Here is a 19,604-nt window from a genome sequence, read left to right as displayed (position 1 = left end):
AATACAGTTATATATACCATCATCCCCAAAAACAATGCAACAAAAAAATATGTTATGATAAATATCTGGCGGTTTCCTCTTTTTTGTTCATCATATACCATATCATCAGCCTTTGACCGCCTTCTAATCCTCATTTCTTCTGCTGCGTCTCTGTCTCTTGCCGTCTGTCTCACCAATCTCCCCCCTTCCGCTATTTTTAACATACAAACCCTGTATTATCGCAAATAATATCATTGTACTTGTAACAGAACTTCCTCCATAACTAACAAGCGGAAGTGTAACACCTGTAGACGGAATAAATTTCGTCACACCGCCTATAGTCAGAAAAGTCTGAAACATATATTCAACACTAAGCCCCAAAGCAGTCAGTTTATAAAAACGGCTGTTTATTTTCAATGAGATATTGATAAACATAACAAAACAGCTTATCTCAACAAGTATAATACATAACCCGAAAAAAACACCCATTTCTTCGCATATGGCAGAAAATATAAAATCAGTCTTTGATACCGGTATCTTTTGCGGCGTTCCCTCGCAAAGTCCCATTCCAAACCATCCTCCGGTACCGATAGCAAACAGCGACTGCGTTACCTGATACCCCTTGTTCGCAACATCACTCCACGGGTCTTTCCAGGCTGCAACTCTCACCCTCACATGATAAAAAAGCTTATATGCTGCAGCCGCTCCCGCAGCCAGTGCTCCTGCTCCAAGCAGAATATAGCCTTCTTTTCTGGTTGCCGCATACAATATTACTATATAAGTTATATAAAATATCAATGCTCCGCCAAGGTCTTTTTCAGCTATCAGTATAAGCACATGTATTGCTGCTGGTATTGATACTTTTACAACATCCGCAAAACTTCTTACTCTCGCAAGCATTGCCGCCGCAAAAAAAACAAATATAATCTTTACGAATTCGGATGGCTGCAACGCAAAACTTCCGATTATTATCCAGTTTCTCGAACCGTTTTTCTCTTTTCCTATAATAAACACAAGCGAGAGCAATACTATGCCGATTATGGCATAAAAAACTCCAAACTTATCGAAATAAGGAAATTTTTCTATCAACAGTGGAATAAACAATGAGATGAAACCTGTTGCAGCAACGAATATCATCTGTCTTATTATGTCGTTACCGCCAAGTCGTTCTATCATTATAAATCCTATACACAAAAGCATCATCATATTGTTTAGGATAAGTTTTGACATTCCTTTATAAACATACGGATATGCTTTACACATAAATATCAAAAGGACAAGCTGACATACATAATATATCAATATTTTTATGTCAATACTGTTTAAAAATAAAACAAGCGCAGCTATAAAATGTATGCCAAACATTATTTTCTGCTGTCTTTTATATACTCTTTCCTCACGCTCTCTGTCTCCTCCTATAAATACCGTAAAACAATGCCACGCATAAATCGCAAACAATATAATAATTATATATTTTGAAGTTTCTACGAGTATTGAATGCAACACCCCGATAATGTTCATGTTTCCGAACATATTTATAAGTTTGTCAGCTGCTTCCTGCTTGTTCATAAATCAAAAACTCCTCCTGCTATTCCACGCCGTTTAGCATATGACCTTCATCATAGTCTCCCCTGTATCTGCCGCACAATATCTCTTTTATAGTCTCGCAGTCCTCAAATGTAAAATCATACCTGAATGAAGATATGCCTTTTTCCAGAAGAACTTCCTCGTATTTTTTCAGATAAAGCGGCTTTGCCTTATAGATAATATTATAGCAGTATTTACAATAATTTATTGCCATAAACTTTCTTTTCTTTCTATCTTCAAAACACAACATATCGTTCATTTTATTCTTATCTTTGCATAAAGCGGCACATTCATCAATATTATGTCTTATACACTGTGCCGAAACCATCATCGGAATATGCGTATACATAATAAACTCACAGCCTTCTGTATCTGCAAGTTCGTCCATCTCATACATTGTAAGTTCAAACGGCATTGTAAATCTTTCCACGCCGTTTTCTCTCCAAAAACGTACTGCATCGCTGTTCATAGTATACATTTGTGCATCTGTAACTATCTTTTCAGGTGTGACACCACACTTTTTTGTCAGATAAGTAAATTCTTCAAAGTTCTTTATCACATATCCTGCACATTCATTTTCAAAGTTCTGTTTTTCCCAGACATTTTTTCTGAATATATGAGGCATAACAATATATGCGTCAATTCCTTTTGAATTTATCATATTTACCGCATCTTTTAACTGACCGGCGTTTAACAGTTCTGTTCTAAGATATATCTTTTTTAAACCGGAAATGTTAAGTTCAAGGACACATTGAAGCTGCTCTAATTTCATAACAGAGACTATCATTTCAATCTGCTTCTGTTCCTTTTTGCTATTAGTTTCGTTGTGACTGTCGGCACTCTTAGCACAATTTCTTCTATACTTTGACAATATTTCATTTTCAAGTCCCGCAAGAACCTCTCGTCTCATTTTTTTCAACATTCCGACAGGAACAAAAAGATTGTCTTCTATAAGTATATCCAATTTTTGAAATTCAAATTTAGTTGTCCCTGTCTGTGATATACTCTTTGCCACACTCTCCTTTGTTGCCGGATTTTTAAACGCAGTATCGCATACATCACCGTATACCGTGTACTCATCTTCACCGCATTTTACTTTTAAATGCGCTTTTTGTCCATTTGAAGCATAAAATTCTCCGATAACAGGTATCTTCTTTTCCTTTTCAATAAAATCTGCTCCTATTTTTTCAAGCAGACATGCTTTCTTTGTCCTGTAAACCTTGTCTCCCCGGTGTATACGGCTTCCATATTTGAACTTGGCTTCTACAATGCTTCCTGCCTTTTTGTTTTCACCGATAGTATACTCATATTCCTGCTCCATATTATCATTGCGGAACTCAACTACATCATGCGGATATAATTCTTTAACTGTTTTGTATTTCAATCTGCCTTTTCCGACTGAAATCACCTCTCCAACCAGTACTCCACCATGTTTTGGTCTTTTTGCAGATAACATCTTACCATTTTTGCTCTTGTTTTTCTCATATGGAACACCTGACAATCCCTCCAAATATCCCTGCGTAAATCCACCTCTGTTGTATATTTCCTGAAGGTTTTCCATGTCGTTTGCAAATTCTTTATTGTGTTTCTTAAGGTATTCCTTATATGCATCTTTTCCCATAGCGGCATATAAATCTACATATTTTCTGAAAATTGATGTCACAAATGCCGTATATTCAGGTCTTTTCATACGCCCTTCTATTTTAAATGAATCGATTCCGGCCTCAATCATCTCACAAACATAAGGAAGATTACATAATTCTTTAGGACTTAATATATAATCACCTATATCACTCTTATTTCCTTCTACAAGATAAGGCTGTCTGCACGGCTGTGCACATCTTCCTCTGTTGCCGCTTCTTCCACCAAGCATACTGCTGAACAGACATTGCCCTGAATAGCAATAACATAATGCGCCGTGAACAAAGACTTCCATCTCCATCGAGGTATCTTTTCTCATCTGTTCTAATTCGCCGATGGTAAGCTCCCTTGCCGGAACAATTCTTGTAACTCCGTATTTTTTTAACAAATCGTCTGATACACCCATTGTTATAGTCATCTGCGTACTTGCATGTATCTCCATTTCTGGAAACCATGTGTGAATATTTCTCATTGCACCGACATCCTGAACTATTACCGCATCAAGCCCAGCTTCATAATATGGTTTTAAAAAAGAGTAAAGTTCAGCAATCTCACGCTCTTTAAGCAGTGTATTTACTGTCATATATATCTTTACTCCATATATATGACAATAATCAATTGCTCTAAGCATATCATCTCCTTCGGGATTGTCCGCATATGCTCTTGCGCCAAATCTGCTTCCTCCTATATAAACAGCATCACATCCTGCTGCAACCGCCGCTTTTAAACTCTCAAATGATCCTGCCGGTGCAAGTATCTCTGGTACTTTTATCTGGTTTGCCAAGTTGCTTTCCTCCTTCAAAATCATAAAAAAGGGCAAAGCCAGCGCTTTGCCCTAGCAAGAATTTCAAAGAAATTCTTGCTGGTACACCACTACATTACAGCAATTTCCTATTCCATAAAAAGAGGACTGTAAACAGTCCCCATTTTATTTATCTGCGTCTATTTCTTCCTAACTCCGTTTCAAGCCTTATTATTTCATTTTGTGCTTTCTGCTTTTCATCCGACAATTCTTTAATCTTTTCTTTCGCCTTATCTATCTCCGACTGCATTGTAAGCATTTCATGTTTTATGTCGAATATTTCCTTTTCCATATCTTCGTTTTCATTTTTTAAATCATTTGAATCTTTTATGGCTTTATAATATTCATCTGACAGATTTATAGCAAGAAGGATGTTACGCATCTCAGTATCAAGTCTGAGATAACTTTCCTGCTGTTTAAACTCAGCTATTTTGTCATTTATATGGTTAGCAATCTTTTGAAGATATTCACTGCTCTCATATCCGCTTAGTGTATATTGTTTTCCATTTATAATAACTTCAACATCATTTTTCGTATTCATCTGCCACTTTCTCCTTTGATTATATCATGAACACATGATTATATCATCTGCACATGATGTCTACTCAGCAGATAAATCATCCGCCATCTGTTCTTTATCTGCTTCACTGTTGTTTTGTGCAGCACTGCTTTGGTCTACAACAAGTTCCGCTTTGTTTTTCCTTACAGTTTCAAGATAATCACTAAGAGATTTCTCAAGAACTTTTGAATTGTTCAAAGTATTTGTATACGCTGCCTGTATTGTTTTTTCTGCCATTGTGAGAAGGTCGGATGTATAATAAATAGCTCCGTTTCCAATCTCCTCAGCCTGTTTTCTCGCATCATCAATAATAGCCTGAGCTCTTGCATTCGCCTCATTTACAGTTTTTTCAGCCTGCTGATAAGCCTGCTGCATAATATTGTGTTCCTCGACAAGAGCTTTGTACTGCTCTTTTGCATCGGCGAGCATAGCCTGTGCTTTTGTATTTGCATCGTCAAGTATCTGGTCTCTCTGATTTAATATTTTTCTGTATCTTTTTATTTCTGTTGGTATATCCCTCCGAAGATCATCAAGCAGATCATAAAGTTCATCTTTAGGTACTATAACTCTTGTAGCTGATAGTCTTTGCATCTTACAACTCTCTACAAACGCATAAATATCTTCAATTTTCTGTTCAATTCTACTGTCTCTGCTGTCCTGCATTTTAATTCCCCCGTTTATTTATCTCGATTTAAGTATTTAAGTGCTTCCATCGGAACATAACCACTTATATCTGCATTATATCTCATCAGTTCTTTTACGGCACTTGAACTCACATATGAATACTGCGGTGATGTAGCAAGAAATATCGTATCTGCCCTGCCGTTCAATTTATAATTTGCCTGTGCAAGCGGAAGTTCATATTCAAAATCTCCTGCACTTCTCAAACCTCTCACTATCGCATCCGCATCACATTTATTAACAAAATCCACCAATAATCCCTCAAATGCTTCAACCCTTACATTTGGCATTTTGTTTGTCACTTCACCAAGAAGCTTTACTCTTTCTTCTAAAGTAAGAAGCGGCTGTTTTGAACTGTTTATAAGAACTCCAAGCACCAATGCATCAAACATTTTTGAAGCCCTGTATATCAAATCCATATGCCCTTTCGTAACCGGGTCAAAACTTCCCGGAAAAACTGCTGTACTCATCTTTTTTCCTCAATCATCTATCCTTATAAATACATGACGGTTTGTCTTGTATTCTTTTACTTTTTCAACATTGTATATATCATACATATAAGAAATATCTGTATCCAATGAAGTCTCTGCAATTATAAGAGTATCTTTATGCACAATATCCGAACCTGACAAAAAACTTAATATCTTTGCTTCAATATCATGATTGTACGGAGGATCCATAAAAATAATATCGAATTTATTTCCTGTCAATTCCAATTTTTTTAATGCCGACACGGCATCCATCTTTAAAACTCTTGCAACATCTTCAAAATGTGTTCTTTTTATATTCTCCTTGATGCATCTCACGGCTTCGGAATCGTTGTCTATCATAACAGCTTCTTTTGCACCTCTGCTCAAAGCTTCAAGCGCTATTCCGCCGCTTCCGCTGAATATGTCCAAAAAACTTACATCATATAGCTCCTGTTGAAGCATATTAAACAATGTTTCCTTTATTCTGTCTGATGTCGGTCTGGTATGGCTGCCTTCCGGAGTAATCAGATTTGTCCTTCTTGCTTTTCCTGCAATAATTCTCATAATTAAGTCTCTCCATCAAAACGGATATATTTTATTTTACTTATAGACGTTTTCTAAGGTCAAATACATCTATTGTTATATATTAACACACTCTTTGCTAACGGTCAAACACATCCGCTTCTTTTATGATCATCAAATCGTCCCTTGTCGGATTTTCAATTTTTACAAGACGATTGGCCTGATTCATCACAAATTTTTCAAATAAATTTCTTATTCCTCGCGCATTTCCAAAATTTTTCCACTGTGATGCTTTCATTTTATTTAATAGTTCAAGAACTTTTACTTTTGCTCCTTCTTCTATCTCTAGTCCTGCTTTTCCTGCCATAACCGACAATATACTTACAAGTTCTTCCTTCGTGTAATCAGGGAAGTTTATAAATTTGTTGAATCTTGATACAAGTCCCGTGTTGCTTTTAAGAAATGTTTTCATCTCTTCTGTATATCCCGCAACTATTATGACAAGATTGTCCCTGTTGTCCTCCATAAGCTTGACAAGTGCATCTACCGCCTCTGTTCCAAAGTCGTTTGGCATATCCGGATTTACAAGCGAATATGCCTCATCAATAAACAAAATGCCACCCATCGCTTCTTTCACAACATCATGAACTTTCATTGCAGTCTGTCCGACATATCCTGCAACAAGACCTGACCTGTCGGTTTCTATCATCTTTCCGTCGGATAGTATCCCAAGTTCCTTATAAATTTTTCCCACAAGCCTTGCAACTGTTGTTTTCCCTGTTCCAGGACTTCCGGTGAATACCATATGATATGACATATCCATAACGGGCATGTTCATCTCTTCCCTTAACTTTCTTATCTTGATAAGATTTATAAGAGATTGTATCTCCTCCTTAACTTCGGATAATCCTACCATACCGTTTAACTCGTCCACAAGTGCCTTTATCCGCTTTTCTTTCTCTTCTTTCTGAAGACGTTCTCTCTCAAGAATACGTTGTTTAACTTTCATAAATTCTTCTCTTGCGAGACGTTCTTCTTCCTGCTGTTTTACAATCTTTTGTTTCTCTATTTCTTCATCGGATAATATATCACCATCATTTGTGAGAACAAATTTCTTTGTATCATCATCATTTGTGATAATCTCTTTTAATTTGGTTTTAGTTATCTTTTTTACATTTTTGTTTCTTTTCTTATTCGCTTCAGCTCTCTTTTTTTCTATTTCTTTTTGTCTTCGGTCCCTCTCCTTATCAATCACGGACTGTTTCTGTCTTACCCACTCAACATCACATCTTATGACATTTGATGTAAGTTTTCTGATAATATACTCAGAATGTACTTTAGCATCTCTGTCTATAACAAAATTGCTTATCTTATCATAATATTTCTGTATAAACTCATTTACCTTGCCGTCCTTTCCGTCATTCAAGTACGCCATGCACAAAAGAATATTCAGGAAGGCATCTAAAAAATACTCCGTCATAATCTCTTTGCGCTCCTTGTCATACAAACCGCAAAGCTGCAAAAGAACAGGCGGCAATTCATAATACTGCCTGCTCTGTACATATGATTTTTCTTCAATATCTCCGTTTGAAGGTATTGAAAGCGGATTGGTTTTTGTTACCAATCTTATAAAATCTTTTTGATTTTCCAATATATCACCACAATGAATTGCAAGATTCATAAGCACCGACTGCACATACAAGTCAAGCACCTGAGTGCTTGTCTTTTTCATAACCTGCCTTGCCTGATCCCAAAAACCATTTACCTCAAGTATTTCACAATATGACACGAGTTTTTTATAGTTGTCCTTGCCAAGCTCAAGCAGTTTATCCTGTGTATACTGTTCTGCTGCCATCAAACCAAAATCCTCCAAACTTTCCAAACACACCGTTCCTGTAACACCTTTATTGCTTATATTACTATCTTTTTTCCATAATTGCAATCATTTACGGATATTTCAAACTCATTTGCGGCATCGTTCGCCATTTTCATTATATCGGCATCCTGATAAATATCAGCCAGATTAAAATCCATTTCCCCGCTCTGCCTTATCCCAAAAAAGTCTCCCGGTCCACGAAGTTTTAAATCCTGCTTTGCAACAAAAAATCCATCGTTTGACTCCTCTAATACACGAAGCCTTTTCATTGTCTCCTTTGATGGATTTCCTGCCATAAAAATACAGTACGACTGGCTGTCACCTCTTCCGACACGCCCTCTTAACTGATGAAGCTGCGCAAGACCAAATCTCTCGGCATTCTCTATCATCATGACAGTTGCATTCGGAACATTTATTCCTACTTCTATAACAGTAGTTGATACAAGAATGTCTATCTCATGTTTTGCAAACTGTTCCATTATCTCATTTTTTAATGAAGCTTTCATCTTGCCGTGCAACGCCTTTATCCTTATAGATGGAGCCATAGTTGTCTCCAGCATATTTGTATAATCGGTTACATTTTCTACCTCCATATTTTCACTTTCCTCAACCATAGGACATATAATGTATACCTGATGACCTGCCGCTATTTCCTTTTGCATAAATTTGTATGCCTGATTTCTGTAATTTGTTCCGACAACACAGTTTTTTATCGGTAAACGTCCCACCGGCATAACATCTATAACTGATATATCAAGATCACCGTACAATATTATCGCAAGAGTTCTCGGTATCGGAGTTGCACTCATAACAAGCATATGAGGCTCTTTTCCTTTTGAAAATAATGTCTCTCTTTGTTTTACTCCAAATCTATGCTGTTCGTCCGTCACGACAAGTGCAAGATTTTTGAATTTGACTTTTTCCTGTATAAGCGCATGTGTCCCCACTACTATATCAACTTCGCCGTTTTCTATTTTTTCGTATTCTTTTTTCTTCTGAGATGCCGTCATGGAACCTATAAGCATTCCCACTCTTATTCCAAATTCGTCAAGAATCTCACAAAATGACTGATAATGCTGCTTTGCAAGAACTTCCGTCGGAACCATAATCGCACCCTGACATCCATTTTCCACTGCCAAAGCAAGAGCTATAATGGCAACTATTGTTTTTCCGGAACCCACATCCCCCTGTATAAGCCTGTTCATAACATAGCCCGAACCTACATCGCCTATTATGTCACTAAGTGCATTCTCCTGTCCCCCGGTCAGTTCATATGGCAGTTTGTCTTTTATCTTTTTTTCAATACTCATATCACGGAAATCAAAAACAGACTTTTCTTTTGTGTTGTCTTTTTTCAGCTTTTTCATCGCAGTAAAGAAATGAAAAAATTCATCAAATACAAGACGTTTTCTCGCATCTATACACTCATCCTTGTCTTTCGGAAAATGAATGCCTTTTATAGCTTTTTTCCACAAAATAAGATTGTATTTTTTTCTCAGTGCCGCTGGCAGGAAATCTTTATCAATTTCCACATTGTCTATACAGTTTTTTACAGCCTTTGTTACCATATTATTTGTAAGTCCTGCTGTTAGTGAATATATCGGAAACAACTTGTCTATACTGTTCGCATATTCCTGCATACTTATCACCTTAGGCTGCTGAATCCTCAATATACCATTTTTGTTTACAACTGTTCCCCTTAAAATATATTTAGTTCCCATATGAAGTGTTTTCATCAAAAACGGCATATTAAACCACACAACCCTCAATATTCCTGTTGCATCTTTTATGTCACACTCAATTATTTTCAAATTTCCGTGTCTTGCATTTTTGGGTTTTGAGACAAGACTTCCCTCAATTATAACCGTCCTGCCTTCCACTACTCCTGAAATATTTTCTATCTGTCTGAATATCTCGTATTCTCTCGGATAATAGCAAAGAAGCTCTCCAACTGTTGATATTCCCAATTTGTTGAAAAGCTTCTCACTCTTTTCTCCGATTCCCTTAATTTTTATAATACTGTCATTAAGTTCCATCGAATTTCTCCTATATTTTCTTTAAAAAAGGGCAAAACCAGCGTTTTGCCCTCCAAGAATTGCTTCGCAATTCTCGTTGGCTTTCCACTATGTTACGAGCATTTTCCTATTCCATTAAAAAGCGGTTTTATTCCACTGATATGAAATAAGAATATACCGGTTGTCCTCCAAACTGCACTTCAAATTCTACATCCTCGTATTTGTCAGCAAGTTTGTCGGCAAGTTTATTGGCACCATCCTCATCAACATCTGCACCGTAATAAAGACTTACAAGTTCTGCATCATCATCTATCATGCTGTCAATAAGAGCTGTGGCCGCATCATCAACATTTTTCTCAACAGCTACTATAGTCTTATCAGTAAGTCCCATAAAATCACCCTGTTTTATATCTTTGCCGTCCATATTTGTATCTCTGACAGCATATGTTACCTGACCTGATTTTATATTCAGCATTTCTGTTGACATGTTCTTCTCATTCTCATCAACAGACTTGTTTGCCACATAATTTATCATTGCCGAAATTCCCTGAGGAATATTCTTTGACGGAATAACGATAAGTTTTTTGTTTTCTGTAAGCTGCTTTGCCTGCTCAGCCGCAAGAATGATATTTCCGTTGTTTGGAAGTACAAAAATATTTTTAGCATTAACTTTGTCAACTGCTTCTAAAATATCCTCAGTACTTGGATTCATAGTCTGACCGCCTTCGATAATAAAGTCAACACCGAGATCCTTAAATATATCAGATAAGCCTTCTCCTGCTGAAACTGCTATAAATCCTACTTCCTTTTCAGGCTCACTCTTTGCTTCTGTTTCAGCTTTTGCAGCCTTCTCAGCATCTTTTATAACTTTTTCATGATGTTCCTCACGCATATTGTCAATCTTCATACTTGTAAGCGAACCGTATGTGAGTGCTTTCTGAATAGCAAGTCCAGGGTCATTTGTATGAACATGTACTTTTACTATATCATCATCTGCTACAACTACGACACAGTCACCTATTTTTTGGAGATATTCCTTAAGCTGACGTTCCACAACATCCTGCTCTCTCTCAAGCATAATAATAAATTCTGTACAATATCCGAATTTTATGTCTGCTTCTTCTGTTGCTGTAGTGCTTGCCTTCACAACTTTTGATGTTCCGGAAACCTTTACGGTAAAGTCTGATACCTTGCCTTTAAGCGCATCAATAGCTCCCCTCAAAAAAGTCATAAGACCCTCGCCGCCGGAATCTACAACTCCTGCCTGTTTTAATACTGGAAGCATATCAGGAGTCTTTAAAAGTGTATCCTCCATATTTGCAACGATTGCATCACAAAATTCTATAATATCATCCGTATCTGAGTTTATAAGCATATCCTCTGCTTTTTCAGCACCGGCCTTTGCTACAGTGAGGATTGTACCCTCTTTGGGTTTCATAACCGCCTTATATGCTGTTTCTGCAGCATGCTGTACGGCATTTCCGATAATTGTCACATCAAGTGTATCATTTCCCTTTATCTCTTTCACAAAGCCCCTGAATATCTGTGACATTATAACGCCTGAGTTTCCTCTTGCTCCTCTTAATGAGCCGCTGGATATAGCTTTTCCGAGTTCATCCATACTCGGCTTTTCAAGGTTGGTAACCTCTTTTGCCGCAGACATGATAGTCATTGTCATATTTGTTCCTGTATCTCCATCCGGTACCGGAAATACGTTAAGTTCATTAATATACTCTTTTTTTGCCTCCAATGCTTTTGCTCCTGACAAAAACATCTTCTGTATCATAACTGCATCTATCGATTTTAAAGCCACTTTCTTGTTCCTCCTTGTACCTGCTTAATCCTCGTCAATAATACGAACACCTTCAACAATGACATTTATGGATTCGACTTCCATACCTGTAAACTCTTCAATCTTATACTGTACATTCTCAAGTACATTCTGTGACACGGCACGAATACTTACTCCATATGCTACAATAATATGAAGTTCTATTCGTATCTTGTTGTCAACAATACTTATGTTTACTCCTCTTCCGGCATTCTCTCTTTTTAAAAGTCTTGTCACTCCGTCTTTTACATTTACCGAAGCCATTCCGACGATTCCGATACATTCTGTTGTCGCAGCACCGGCATACTTCGCAAGTACATCTTTATCTATAATAATATCTCCCATTTCGGTACTCATCTTACCCTTCATATACATTCCTCCTGCTATCTGTTTTTATATTAGTATGATATTAAAGTCAAAAAATATTTGACCTCAACTGATACCACAAATTTCTTTTTATTATACTACATTTTATTCCAACAACATATAATATTACTATACAATAATAGGAATTTATTTGCAACCACATGAAAAGAATGATAGGTTTTATATTTTTTTGGATTGCCATAGGCATGACAATCATGTTTTTTGTCACAAATGGGATTCTTGCAATAATAATCATTATACTTTTGCTTATCCTAGGATATAATCTGTTTTGCTGTTAAAAAATTTATATAAAATATTATATATGAGCATTAACTTGTCCATCTAAAAATTTTTTCCATAGATAAAATAAAAAAAGAAAAGGGACCGGTTTGTCCGATCCCCATTTATATCCGAGATGCACTTACGCACGCTCAACAGCTCCAGAACGTAAACATCCTGTACATACCGGCATCTTCTTTGTGCCGCCATTAACCTTAACTCTGACAGACTTAATGTTTGGCTTCCACATTTTATTACTTCTTCTGTGTGAATGGCTCACTTTAATACCGAAATGAACACCCTTTCCACAAACTGCACATTTTGCCATCGTAAGCACCTCCTTATATTTAATCCATTGAATCCTGATTTATATTTATTGCGAATCAGTATTTATTAGCACAACACGACCATTCTAACAAACTTTATCACAAAATGCAAGTACTTTTTTCTTTTTATTCCTCCTCAACATAATCCGTTACCACATCTTCTACAGCCTGTGCCTGTTTTTCCTCTCCTGAAACAGCCTTATCTGCCTTATTTTTCTTTGCTTTGCCTTTTTTTGACGGTGCGTATTTATCTATAAATCCAGGAATCATATCGAGAATTTTTGTCATTCCGTCCTGATTTTTAACATTGACAAGTTTTGTCTGTCCGTCTTTTATGACAAGAATCGCACTCGGCTGTATTTTTCCTCCCATACCGCCGCCTGCGTTATTCTTTGTGCCGTTTTTACCCTTTTCAGACGAATTTCCCGAAAACGCTCCTGCTCCCGCTCCAAATGTCACATCCACAAGCGGAAGAATAATCGTTCCGTCATCAAATTTCACAGCGTCCCCAACTACTGTTTTTGTTGTCAAAAAACCCTCAAGTCCTTTAAACAGTGACTGTACTGTTGAATTAAAACCATTATCTGCCATTATAATACCTCCCTTATATTGTTATACTCTTTTCTAAATGACTTTACTTCTTCACTAAGCCATACTCTGATTGCAATTTTTAACAGAACAACAAACGTTATCCTGCCTTTTACTTCTATTTTGCCTTCCAATATACTTTGCTCAAAATCCGGCGTAAGTCCCGGTTTAAACCCCGCCATAGCACACAATGCAGCCGCAGCACCGAGCACTTTTCCCGTAAGTTCCGGATTGTCAAATCCAAATGTTATGTCTGTATACAGATATTTAGGTTTGACATGTTTCCATAAATGTAACATATTATCACGCACAAAGCAAACCATATTCCTGCTTTCATCACACAAAACAAACTCTTTTACAAGTTTTGCTTTTTCACTTCCAGCTTTTATTGCCAGTAACATTTTCTTTGCCGTATTTATCAGACTTTTAATGTTATTTATCAGATTTTTGAAAAAGCCTGACACCTTTTTTATTATTGTTAAAATTTTATCAAATATTTTTTTTGATTTTCCTGTTTCTTCTTTTTGATTTTTTGAGAATTTATTCTCTTTATCTGTTTTATTATCCTGCTCAGATTTAATCTCTTTTTTTTGATTATCTTTAATTTGAGCACTGTCAACTCTTTGTTCTTCAATCTGCAGTGTTTCAGATTTTTCTTTATTTTCCTCTTCTGCCTGCGATGTTTCAAATTTTTCACTATTTTTTTCTTCAACAGGCTTCTGTTTTGATTTCTCTTTCTTTTTAACCTTGCTTTTCTTTTTTCTGACAGAATTTTTCTTTTCCCTTTTTTGTTTTCCCGGAAATACCTTCACTCCGAATATTCTTAAAATATATGAAACTTCTCTGCCGTCACTTTCCACCCTGAAAGATACTATATGAAGCATCCAGGATAAACACAATTTGAACGTTTTTTCATTTTCATAATATCTTCCTGCCGCTTTATATCTTACCGGCACAAAAAGGATAAGACCGATAACAAATACCAGAAAAACAAAAAGAAAGAGTAATGTTTTTAATATTGTTAATAACACTTTTGCTATTATTGCCAATATCGTAAAAAACATTACTCTCCCCCCTTATCTGAAATACTCTGATACAGTTTCTGAATTAAACTCCCCTTTTTCACTTATTATATCTGAAACCATCTTTTTTAACAGTTCAAGCACTCCTGCATAATCAGAAGCAAGACCTACAATCTCTATTCCGGTCTCTGCCTGATATTTAAACCAAAATTCTCTTGACGAATAAATATCAAGCGTGTTTTCTCTGTTCGCTGCAAGTGCTATACAGTAGCATGCCGGTAAAACTTTTCCACGTTCTATCATTCTTCTGTATTTTACCGGCTTTTTTAAAACTTTATCGTCCATATAAATTTTACGGTTCCATACAACTGTGGAATTTTTACCTTTTCGCTTTTTTATCATAAATCCCCTGTTCCATGCATTCCATTAAAACATCATTTCCATAACAAGCTGCTTTGATGCATATTTCTCTGCCTCATCATCGCACTGTTCAAGTGACATAGTTACATAATCAGCCACTTCCTGTGGACTATTGAAAAATACCGGTAATTTATCAATAGTGTTTGCCATAATTGCACGTCTTACCATACGGCTGTTTTTCTTCAGATATTCCTTTATCTCCACTGTAAGCTCATCTGAAACTCTCATTATATCATCCGCTGTCACTTTTCTATCAGTGATTTTGGCATCAATTTCAGCAAAAATACTGTTTGAATTAAGCTGTGACATCTGCTTTAAATATGTAAATTCCTGTGTGAGAGAAATTTCTTCTATTATATCTTTCTGAGCCTCTATTGTCTCTTCAAGAACAGCACCTGCCATATTCATTGCCTCGGATAACTGTTCCTGCTTTCCCTCTATCTCATGGAAATACTCTCCAAGCCAGTAAAGCTTTGCTTCCTCGTCCTCAAATTCTTCCTCTGAAAGATTCCAGACATCACTTTCACTATTTGTAAACAATGAATTTATTCCACGAATAACAATCTGCTGTGCTGCCTCTTTGTCAGGTTCTTCATTATATTTTGAAGATACCGCTATTATATAAAGCTCGTTTATAATCTGGCCAAGCTGCATATAGAGGTCTGACACATCATTTAGTTTAGCTGCGTTGTTTCTAATCTTTTCTGCATAAATATCATAAAGCTCTTTTGTAATATTTTCATAGTCCACTTTTGAAAGCTCGTCAAGTACCGGAATAAACTCTGTAAAATATTTATCCATGTCATCATTTTTGTAGAGCATGGCATTTGTTCTAAACATATAAACAAAACTTTCAAGTGAGCTCATATCACTTCCGTCATAAACAGATATACTGTTTCTGATAATGTCAATATATCTTGACCTGGTCATTCTCATCGGAAGCTGACCTATAATACCGTGAATACAGTCATTTATTGCAACATTATCTTTTGAACCGAAGATAAATTTTACAACATCCTGTGCAAATTCCGTATCATCAGGAAGTTTTTTCATCTCCTCAAATCTGTACTGAACTCTGTTTAACACATATTCATATACAACAAAACAGTCAACATATGCAGTAAGTACCTGCATTTTGTCCATTACATTTTTTCTGAGCTTCAAAAGTTTGTCTGCTGCCTCTGACATCTCTTCTTTTGTGAGGCCTCTTTCGTAAATATCAGCTATAATCTCATTTACAGCATCAGTAGTATCTCTCGCAGACTCTATATACGGGTTTATTCCTTCCGTAACCATTTCATAATATACATAATAATGCATCATAAGTTTTAACTTTGCATCCTCATAATTCATATGCATACATTTGTCTACATAATCAGGAAGCATCTGACGCACATCTTTATTTTTATCCAATGCTTTTACACATTGTCTTATTGAATTACTCATTTTTATATAACTCCTTAATTTTTACCAGGTCTGAACAAGAACCCATGAATCAAACCACTTTAATATATTCGCATATGATATAGTAATCGGATATCCTGACAATACCGGATAGAACATCGCAAAAAGCACTATTGCAGCCACAGTATACACAAATACCCATTTCTTTCTCTGCGGATTTTTCTGAACAATTTTATAAAAACTATATCCAAGCATTACAGTAACAAAAGGTACGCTAGGAAAATAATGATATATAAATACTGTTCTTGTGACCATAAGCCAAGGTGCATACTGTGATAAATATCCAAGTGTAAGGAATATTGCTTTTTTGTCCCTATCTTTGTAGATAAGATATAACATATAGACAAATGCAGGTATTCCCGCCCACCATACAAGCGGATTTCCAAATGCACTTATTCCTTCACGAAGATTGTCTGCCGTGATTCCGGAATAATACCACATTGGTTTGTACATTATCGGCCACTGATACCACTTTGATGAATATGGATGTGTATCTGACAATGCACTGTGATAGTTAAACATTGTTTTCTGTGCTTCTATAACCTTAGTAATAAATGTCCTGTCTGTTCCGTCGCTGAACGGAATATATGACAATGTATATATTATTACCGGTATCACTACAAAGAATATACAACAGAAACCAATAGTCTTCATAAACATTTTAACAAAATTATCTGATATATATTTATGTGATATTCCGTCTGTACTTCCGTCTATATTCTTGTTTGCATACTGATATTCCCTGAATCTCTTGTACATCTGTATAAAGAATATCACACACAATCCTGCTGACGAATATATTCCCGTCCATTTGCTTGCCCAGCTAAGTCCCATAGCTATACCACAAAGTCCAAGCGGTATAAATGTCTTTTTGAGCGGCGTATCGTAAAAGTTTAACTTTGTATAACAATACATAAAATAGTACGACAGCATTATAAACAGTGTGACAAATACATCTATCGTTGCAATTCGTGTCTGAACAAAATGCATAAAATCAAACGTAAATAACAATGTAGTTACAATGCATATCCATGTCTCGCCAAAAAACTTTTTAGCAAAGTTGTAGATTATCGGAATCATGAGCACGCCGAACAATGTTCCCATAAATCTCCAGCCAAACGGACACATTCCAAAAATAAGTATTCCCACTGCCATAATTGCTTTTCCGAGTGGCGGATGTGTATTTTCATAACAATACAGATGATGTATCATTTCATATGCTGTTCTGGCATGATATATCTCATCAAAATATGTTCCGTTTAAGTTGGTTGAACGTCCTGTAAACAGTTTCTGCTCGTCGAAAAGATTTTTGTACTCTTTTGCATTTACCGGTTCAAGCAAGTTTCCGTCTGCATCCGTAAATACAAGTTCCAAAATACTGTCCTCACCGTTTTCTGTTGACGGACTGATTCTGAAATATCTTGCCGAAACATTTATATCTTTTTGATTCCATGTAAATACGGAACCTGCATCCCATTCTGAGCCCTGACCGCAAAGAGTCGTCCATTCACCGTTTACATCGTTTGTGTATTCGATATAATATGTCGGATTGTTTTTGTAACCAAGGAAATCCCACAATTTCGCAACATTTACCTCAGCACCCATATCAAATGTTACTGCACCCTGTTTGACTAAAGAATACTCTGACTTTGGTGCATTCATATCACCGAGTCTTGCAAATGCTATAACTGCATAAACCAATGTGATAATACCAAGTGCAATAAAATCTTTTTTTGTCATTTTTGCAAGAACTGCTGACTTTTTAATAGGATTATTATTTGTCATCTTACCCTGCATTTTTTGATTCTTTTTCTCTATCTGTGCCATAATATCAGATATTTCTTCACTGTCATCAACCGGCTTAAAATACAGCTTTGCTGCAGCATAAAACATAAATACGACTGTGAGCAGCAAACCTATTGAAATCGCAATAGGTATCGGTGCTTTGGAATTAAAATTAGTATTGTCGTATACAAAAAGCACATGCGCCGCATTGTAAAATGCAATAGTAGATACCAATACATACAGCATATAAATTTCTTTTCTGAGTCTCACCGCAAAAGCAAGTAAGAACATAACCATTGCCGGGAAGAGATAACGTTCATGCATACGAACGGCAAACATAAATACTGTCGTCACAACAAATCCACCGATAAAATAATATTTGCCTGCATTTTTCTTGCAACGTAAACTTATTATAATTGAAATTATTACCGTTAAAACAATTGCTATAGTTCCCCATGTCTTATACTGTACTCCAAGCAGCTTGTCATACTGGCTCGCCCAGTTGAGTCCAAGCATATTCCAGAAGTTGTATGCATTTATCGACGCATATTCATATGATTTCAAAGTTCCCGTATACTGATTTAATGCCTGAGAAAAGCCAAACGGCAGCATCAGAACCCCTATCATAAGAATTGCAGCCACACCAAGTACAAGATTTTTAAAGAACTTCTTCCAATTGAAATCTTCGAGAAAAACCTGGTCAATTATACCGCATATAAGTACAGGCGTGAAAAACAACGACTGTGGTTTTATCAATATTCCGATTGCAAACACAAAGTACGAAAGTATAAGTTTCTTTTCAGTGATAAGATAGCACATAAGAACCATAAATACGGTAAACACCGAATCTGTCTGTCCCCAGACCGCACTGTCAAGAATAACCATCGGGCAGAAAAGATAAACAGCAGACAAAAATGCTGCACCGCTCTTTTTCAATCTCTTTGATGCTATTTTAAAGATAAGATATGCTGTAAACATATCTGCAATTATCGCCGGAAGTTTTGTGAGAACTATACTCGCCTTACTGTCCCAAGTCCATGAGAACAGGGCTCTTATAGCACCTACTACATAAAGTATATACATATATCCCGGCGGATAATCATGGAATGAATCAGACAAATAAAACTTTGAGATCCCCTCATCAAATACATTCTGTGACCATATAAGGAAACAATTCATATCTGTATCATTTCCCTTGTAAACTGCTGCCGCAATAATTCTTGCAACAAATGCCGCTCCGAATATAATCCAAAGCAAGACTAAATATGATTTGTCCTGACTGTTTTCTTCCTTTCCTTTTTCTCTAATAAGGCTGCTTATTGGGTTGCAGCACAAAAGCGTTATTACAAAACCCAATATCGCAACAATATTAATAGCTGCCATTTTTTCTT

16 protein-coding genes are annotated in these 19,604 nt (G+C 36.3%); all 16 read right to left on the bottom strand.

What is annotated here, in order from left to right; translation table 11 throughout:
• Window positions 1-123 precede the first annotated feature (123 nt).
• The 16 genes from ACZLXV_RS09105 to ACZLXV_RS09030 all read right to left on the bottom strand — a co-directional run bounded on the left by ACZLXV_RS09105 (window position 124) and on the right by ACZLXV_RS09030 (window position 19,596).
• A complete protein-coding gene (locus tag ACZLXV_RS09105; protein ID WP_482383197.1) occupies window positions 124-1,548 on the bottom strand; it encodes an FtsW/RodA/SpoVE family cell cycle protein in 1,425 nt (474 codons plus the stop codon).
• Between the two features lie 19 nt (window positions 1,549-1,567).
• The gene (locus ACZLXV_RS09100; RefSeq protein ID WP_482383196.1) at window positions 1,568-3,991 is read right to left on the bottom strand and encodes a U32 family peptidase; all 2,424 of its coding nucleotides are present in this window, start codon (window positions 3,989-3,991) and stop codon (window positions 1,568-1,570) included.
• A 148-nt stretch (window positions 3,992-4,139) separates the two neighbouring features.
• A complete protein-coding gene (locus ACZLXV_RS09095; RefSeq protein ID WP_482383195.1) occupies window positions 4,140-4,550 on the bottom strand; it encodes a cell division protein ZapA in 411 nt (136 codons plus the stop codon).
• A gap of 60 nt (window positions 4,551-4,610) precedes the next feature.
• Window positions 4,611-5,231, bottom strand: coding sequence for a F0F1 ATP synthase subunit B family protein (locus ACZLXV_RS09090; protein WP_022224921.1), 621 nt, complete (start codon window positions 5,229-5,231; stop codon window positions 4,611-4,613).
• Between the two features lie 14 nt (window positions 5,232-5,245).
• Window positions 5,246-5,719 (bottom strand): pantetheine-phosphate adenylyltransferase, encoded by a 474-nt coding sequence (coaD, locus tag ACZLXV_RS09085; RefSeq protein WP_482383194.1) that lies wholly within the window; start codon window positions 5,717-5,719, stop codon window positions 5,246-5,248.
• A gap of 9 nt (window positions 5,720-5,728) precedes the next feature.
• Window positions 5,729-6,283 carry a 16S rRNA (guanine(966)-N(2))-methyltransferase RsmD gene (gene rsmD, locus ACZLXV_RS09080; protein WP_482383193.1) on the bottom strand — a complete coding sequence of 185 codons (555 nt, stop codon included), beginning with the start codon at window positions 6,281-6,283 and terminating at the stop codon, window positions 5,729-5,731.
• Window positions 6,284-6,380: 97 nt separating this feature from the next.
• Window positions 6,381-8,096 carry an AAA family ATPase gene (locus tag ACZLXV_RS09075; protein ID WP_482383192.1) on the bottom strand — a complete coding sequence of 572 codons (1,716 nt, stop codon included), beginning with the start codon at window positions 8,094-8,096 and terminating at the stop codon, window positions 6,381-6,383.
• Window positions 8,097-8,152: 56 nt separating this feature from the next.
• Window positions 8,153-10,153 (bottom strand): ATP-dependent DNA helicase RecG, encoded by a 2,001-nt coding sequence (gene recG, locus ACZLXV_RS09070; protein ID WP_482383191.1) that lies wholly within the window; start codon window positions 10,151-10,153, stop codon window positions 8,153-8,155.
• 127 nt (window positions 10,154-10,280) lie between these two features.
• Complete coding sequence (locus ACZLXV_RS09065; protein ID WP_482383190.1) at window positions 10,281-11,945, bottom strand: DAK2 domain-containing protein; 1,665 nt, start codon at window positions 11,943-11,945, stop codon at window positions 10,281-10,283.
• A gap of 24 nt (window positions 11,946-11,969) precedes the next feature.
• Window positions 11,970-12,332 carry an Asp23/Gls24 family envelope stress response protein gene (locus tag ACZLXV_RS09060; RefSeq protein WP_022224722.1) on the bottom strand — a complete coding sequence of 121 codons (363 nt, stop codon included), beginning with the start codon at window positions 12,330-12,332 and terminating at the stop codon, window positions 11,970-11,972.
• Window positions 12,333-12,750: 418 nt separating this feature from the next.
• Window positions 12,751-12,936, bottom strand: coding sequence for a 50S ribosomal protein L28 (gene rpmB / locus ACZLXV_RS09055; protein ID WP_022015606.1), 186 nt, complete (start codon window positions 12,934-12,936; stop codon window positions 12,751-12,753).
• Window positions 12,937-13,060: 124 nt separating this feature from the next.
• The gene (locus ACZLXV_RS09050; protein ID WP_022224724.1) at window positions 13,061-13,525 is read right to left on the bottom strand and encodes a GerW family sporulation protein; all 465 of its coding nucleotides are present in this window, start codon (window positions 13,523-13,525) and stop codon (window positions 13,061-13,063) included.
• Window positions 13,525-14,586 carry a hypothetical protein gene (locus tag ACZLXV_RS09045; protein WP_482383189.1) on the bottom strand — a complete coding sequence of 354 codons (1,062 nt, stop codon included), beginning with the start codon at window positions 14,584-14,586 and terminating at the stop codon, window positions 13,525-13,527. The genes ACZLXV_RS09050 and ACZLXV_RS09045 overlap by 1 nt, the downstream gene beginning before the upstream one ends.
• Before the next feature lie 12 nt (window positions 14,587-14,598).
• On the bottom strand, window positions 14,599-14,946 hold the full coding sequence (locus tag ACZLXV_RS09040) for a hypothetical protein (protein WP_022224726.1): 348 nt from the start codon (window positions 14,944-14,946) through the stop codon (window positions 14,599-14,601).
• A gap of 24 nt (window positions 14,947-14,970) precedes the next feature.
• Window positions 14,971-16,410 carry a hypothetical protein gene (locus tag ACZLXV_RS09035; protein ID WP_482383188.1) on the bottom strand — a complete coding sequence of 480 codons (1,440 nt, stop codon included), beginning with the start codon at window positions 16,408-16,410 and terminating at the stop codon, window positions 14,971-14,973.
• Between the two features lie 21 nt (window positions 16,411-16,431).
• Entirely contained in the window at window positions 16,432-19,596 is a 3,165-nt protein-coding gene (locus ACZLXV_RS09030) for a glycosyltransferase family 39 protein (protein ID WP_482383187.1), read from the bottom strand.
• Between the last annotated feature and the right edge of the window lie 8 nt (window positions 19,597-19,604).

It is taken from the genome of Butyribacter sp., assembly GCF_056818865.1.
Note: the sequence above shows the minus strand (reverse complement) of the source record. Positions and strands in the feature narration are given on the sequence as shown.

What these genes read in the sequence shown, in the direction of transcription:
- ACZLXV_RS09045 (WP_482383189.1), bottom strand. Translation starts at nt 14,586, where the DNA reads ATGTTTTTTACGATATTGGCAATAATAGCAAAAGTGTTATTAACAATA.
- ACZLXV_RS09030 (WP_482383187.1), bottom strand. Translation starts at nt 19,596, where the DNA reads ATGGCAGCTATTAATATTGTTGCGATATTGGGTTTTGTAATAACGCTT.
- recG (WP_482383191.1), bottom strand. Translation starts at nt 10,153, where the DNA reads ATGGAACTTAATGACAGTATTATAAAAATTAAGGGAATCGGAGAAAAG.
- rsmD (WP_482383193.1), bottom strand. Translation starts at nt 6,283, where the DNA reads ATGAGAATTATTGCAGGAAAAGCAAGAAGGACAAATCTGATTACTCCG.
- ACZLXV_RS09035 (WP_482383188.1), bottom strand. Translation starts at nt 16,410, where the DNA reads ATGAGTAATTCAATAAGACAATGTGTAAAAGCATTGGATAAAAATAAA.
- ACZLXV_RS09090 (WP_022224921.1), bottom strand. Translation starts at nt 5,231, where the DNA reads ATGCAGGACAGCAGAGACAGTAGAATTGAACAGAAAATTGAAGATATT.
- ACZLXV_RS09075 (WP_482383192.1), bottom strand. Translation starts at nt 8,096, where the DNA reads ATGGCAGCAGAACAGTATACACAGGATAAACTGCTTGAGCTTGGCAAG.
- ACZLXV_RS09060 (WP_022224722.1), bottom strand. Translation starts at nt 12,332, where the DNA reads ATGAAGGGTAAGATGAGTACCGAAATGGGAGATATTATTATAGATAAA.
- coaD (WP_482383194.1), bottom strand. Translation starts at nt 5,719, where the DNA reads ATGAGTACAGCAGTTTTTCCGGGAAGTTTTGACCCGGTTACGAAAGGG.
- ACZLXV_RS09040 (WP_022224726.1), bottom strand. Translation starts at nt 14,946, where the DNA reads ATGATAAAAAAGCGAAAAGGTAAAAATTCCACAGTTGTATGGAACCGT.
- rpmB (WP_022015606.1), bottom strand. Translation starts at nt 12,936, where the DNA reads ATGGCAAAATGTGCAGTTTGTGGAAAGGGTGTTCATTTCGGTATTAAA.
- ACZLXV_RS09095 (WP_482383195.1), bottom strand. Translation starts at nt 4,550, where the DNA reads ATGAATACGAAAAATGATGTTGAAGTTATTATAAATGGAAAACAATAT.
- ACZLXV_RS09105 (WP_482383197.1), bottom strand. Translation starts at nt 1,548, where the DNA reads ATGAACAAGCAGGAAGCAGCTGACAAACTTATAAATATGTTCGGAAAC.
- ACZLXV_RS09050 (WP_022224724.1), bottom strand. Translation starts at nt 13,525, where the DNA reads ATGGCAGATAATGGTTTTAATTCAACAGTACAGTCACTGTTTAAAGGA.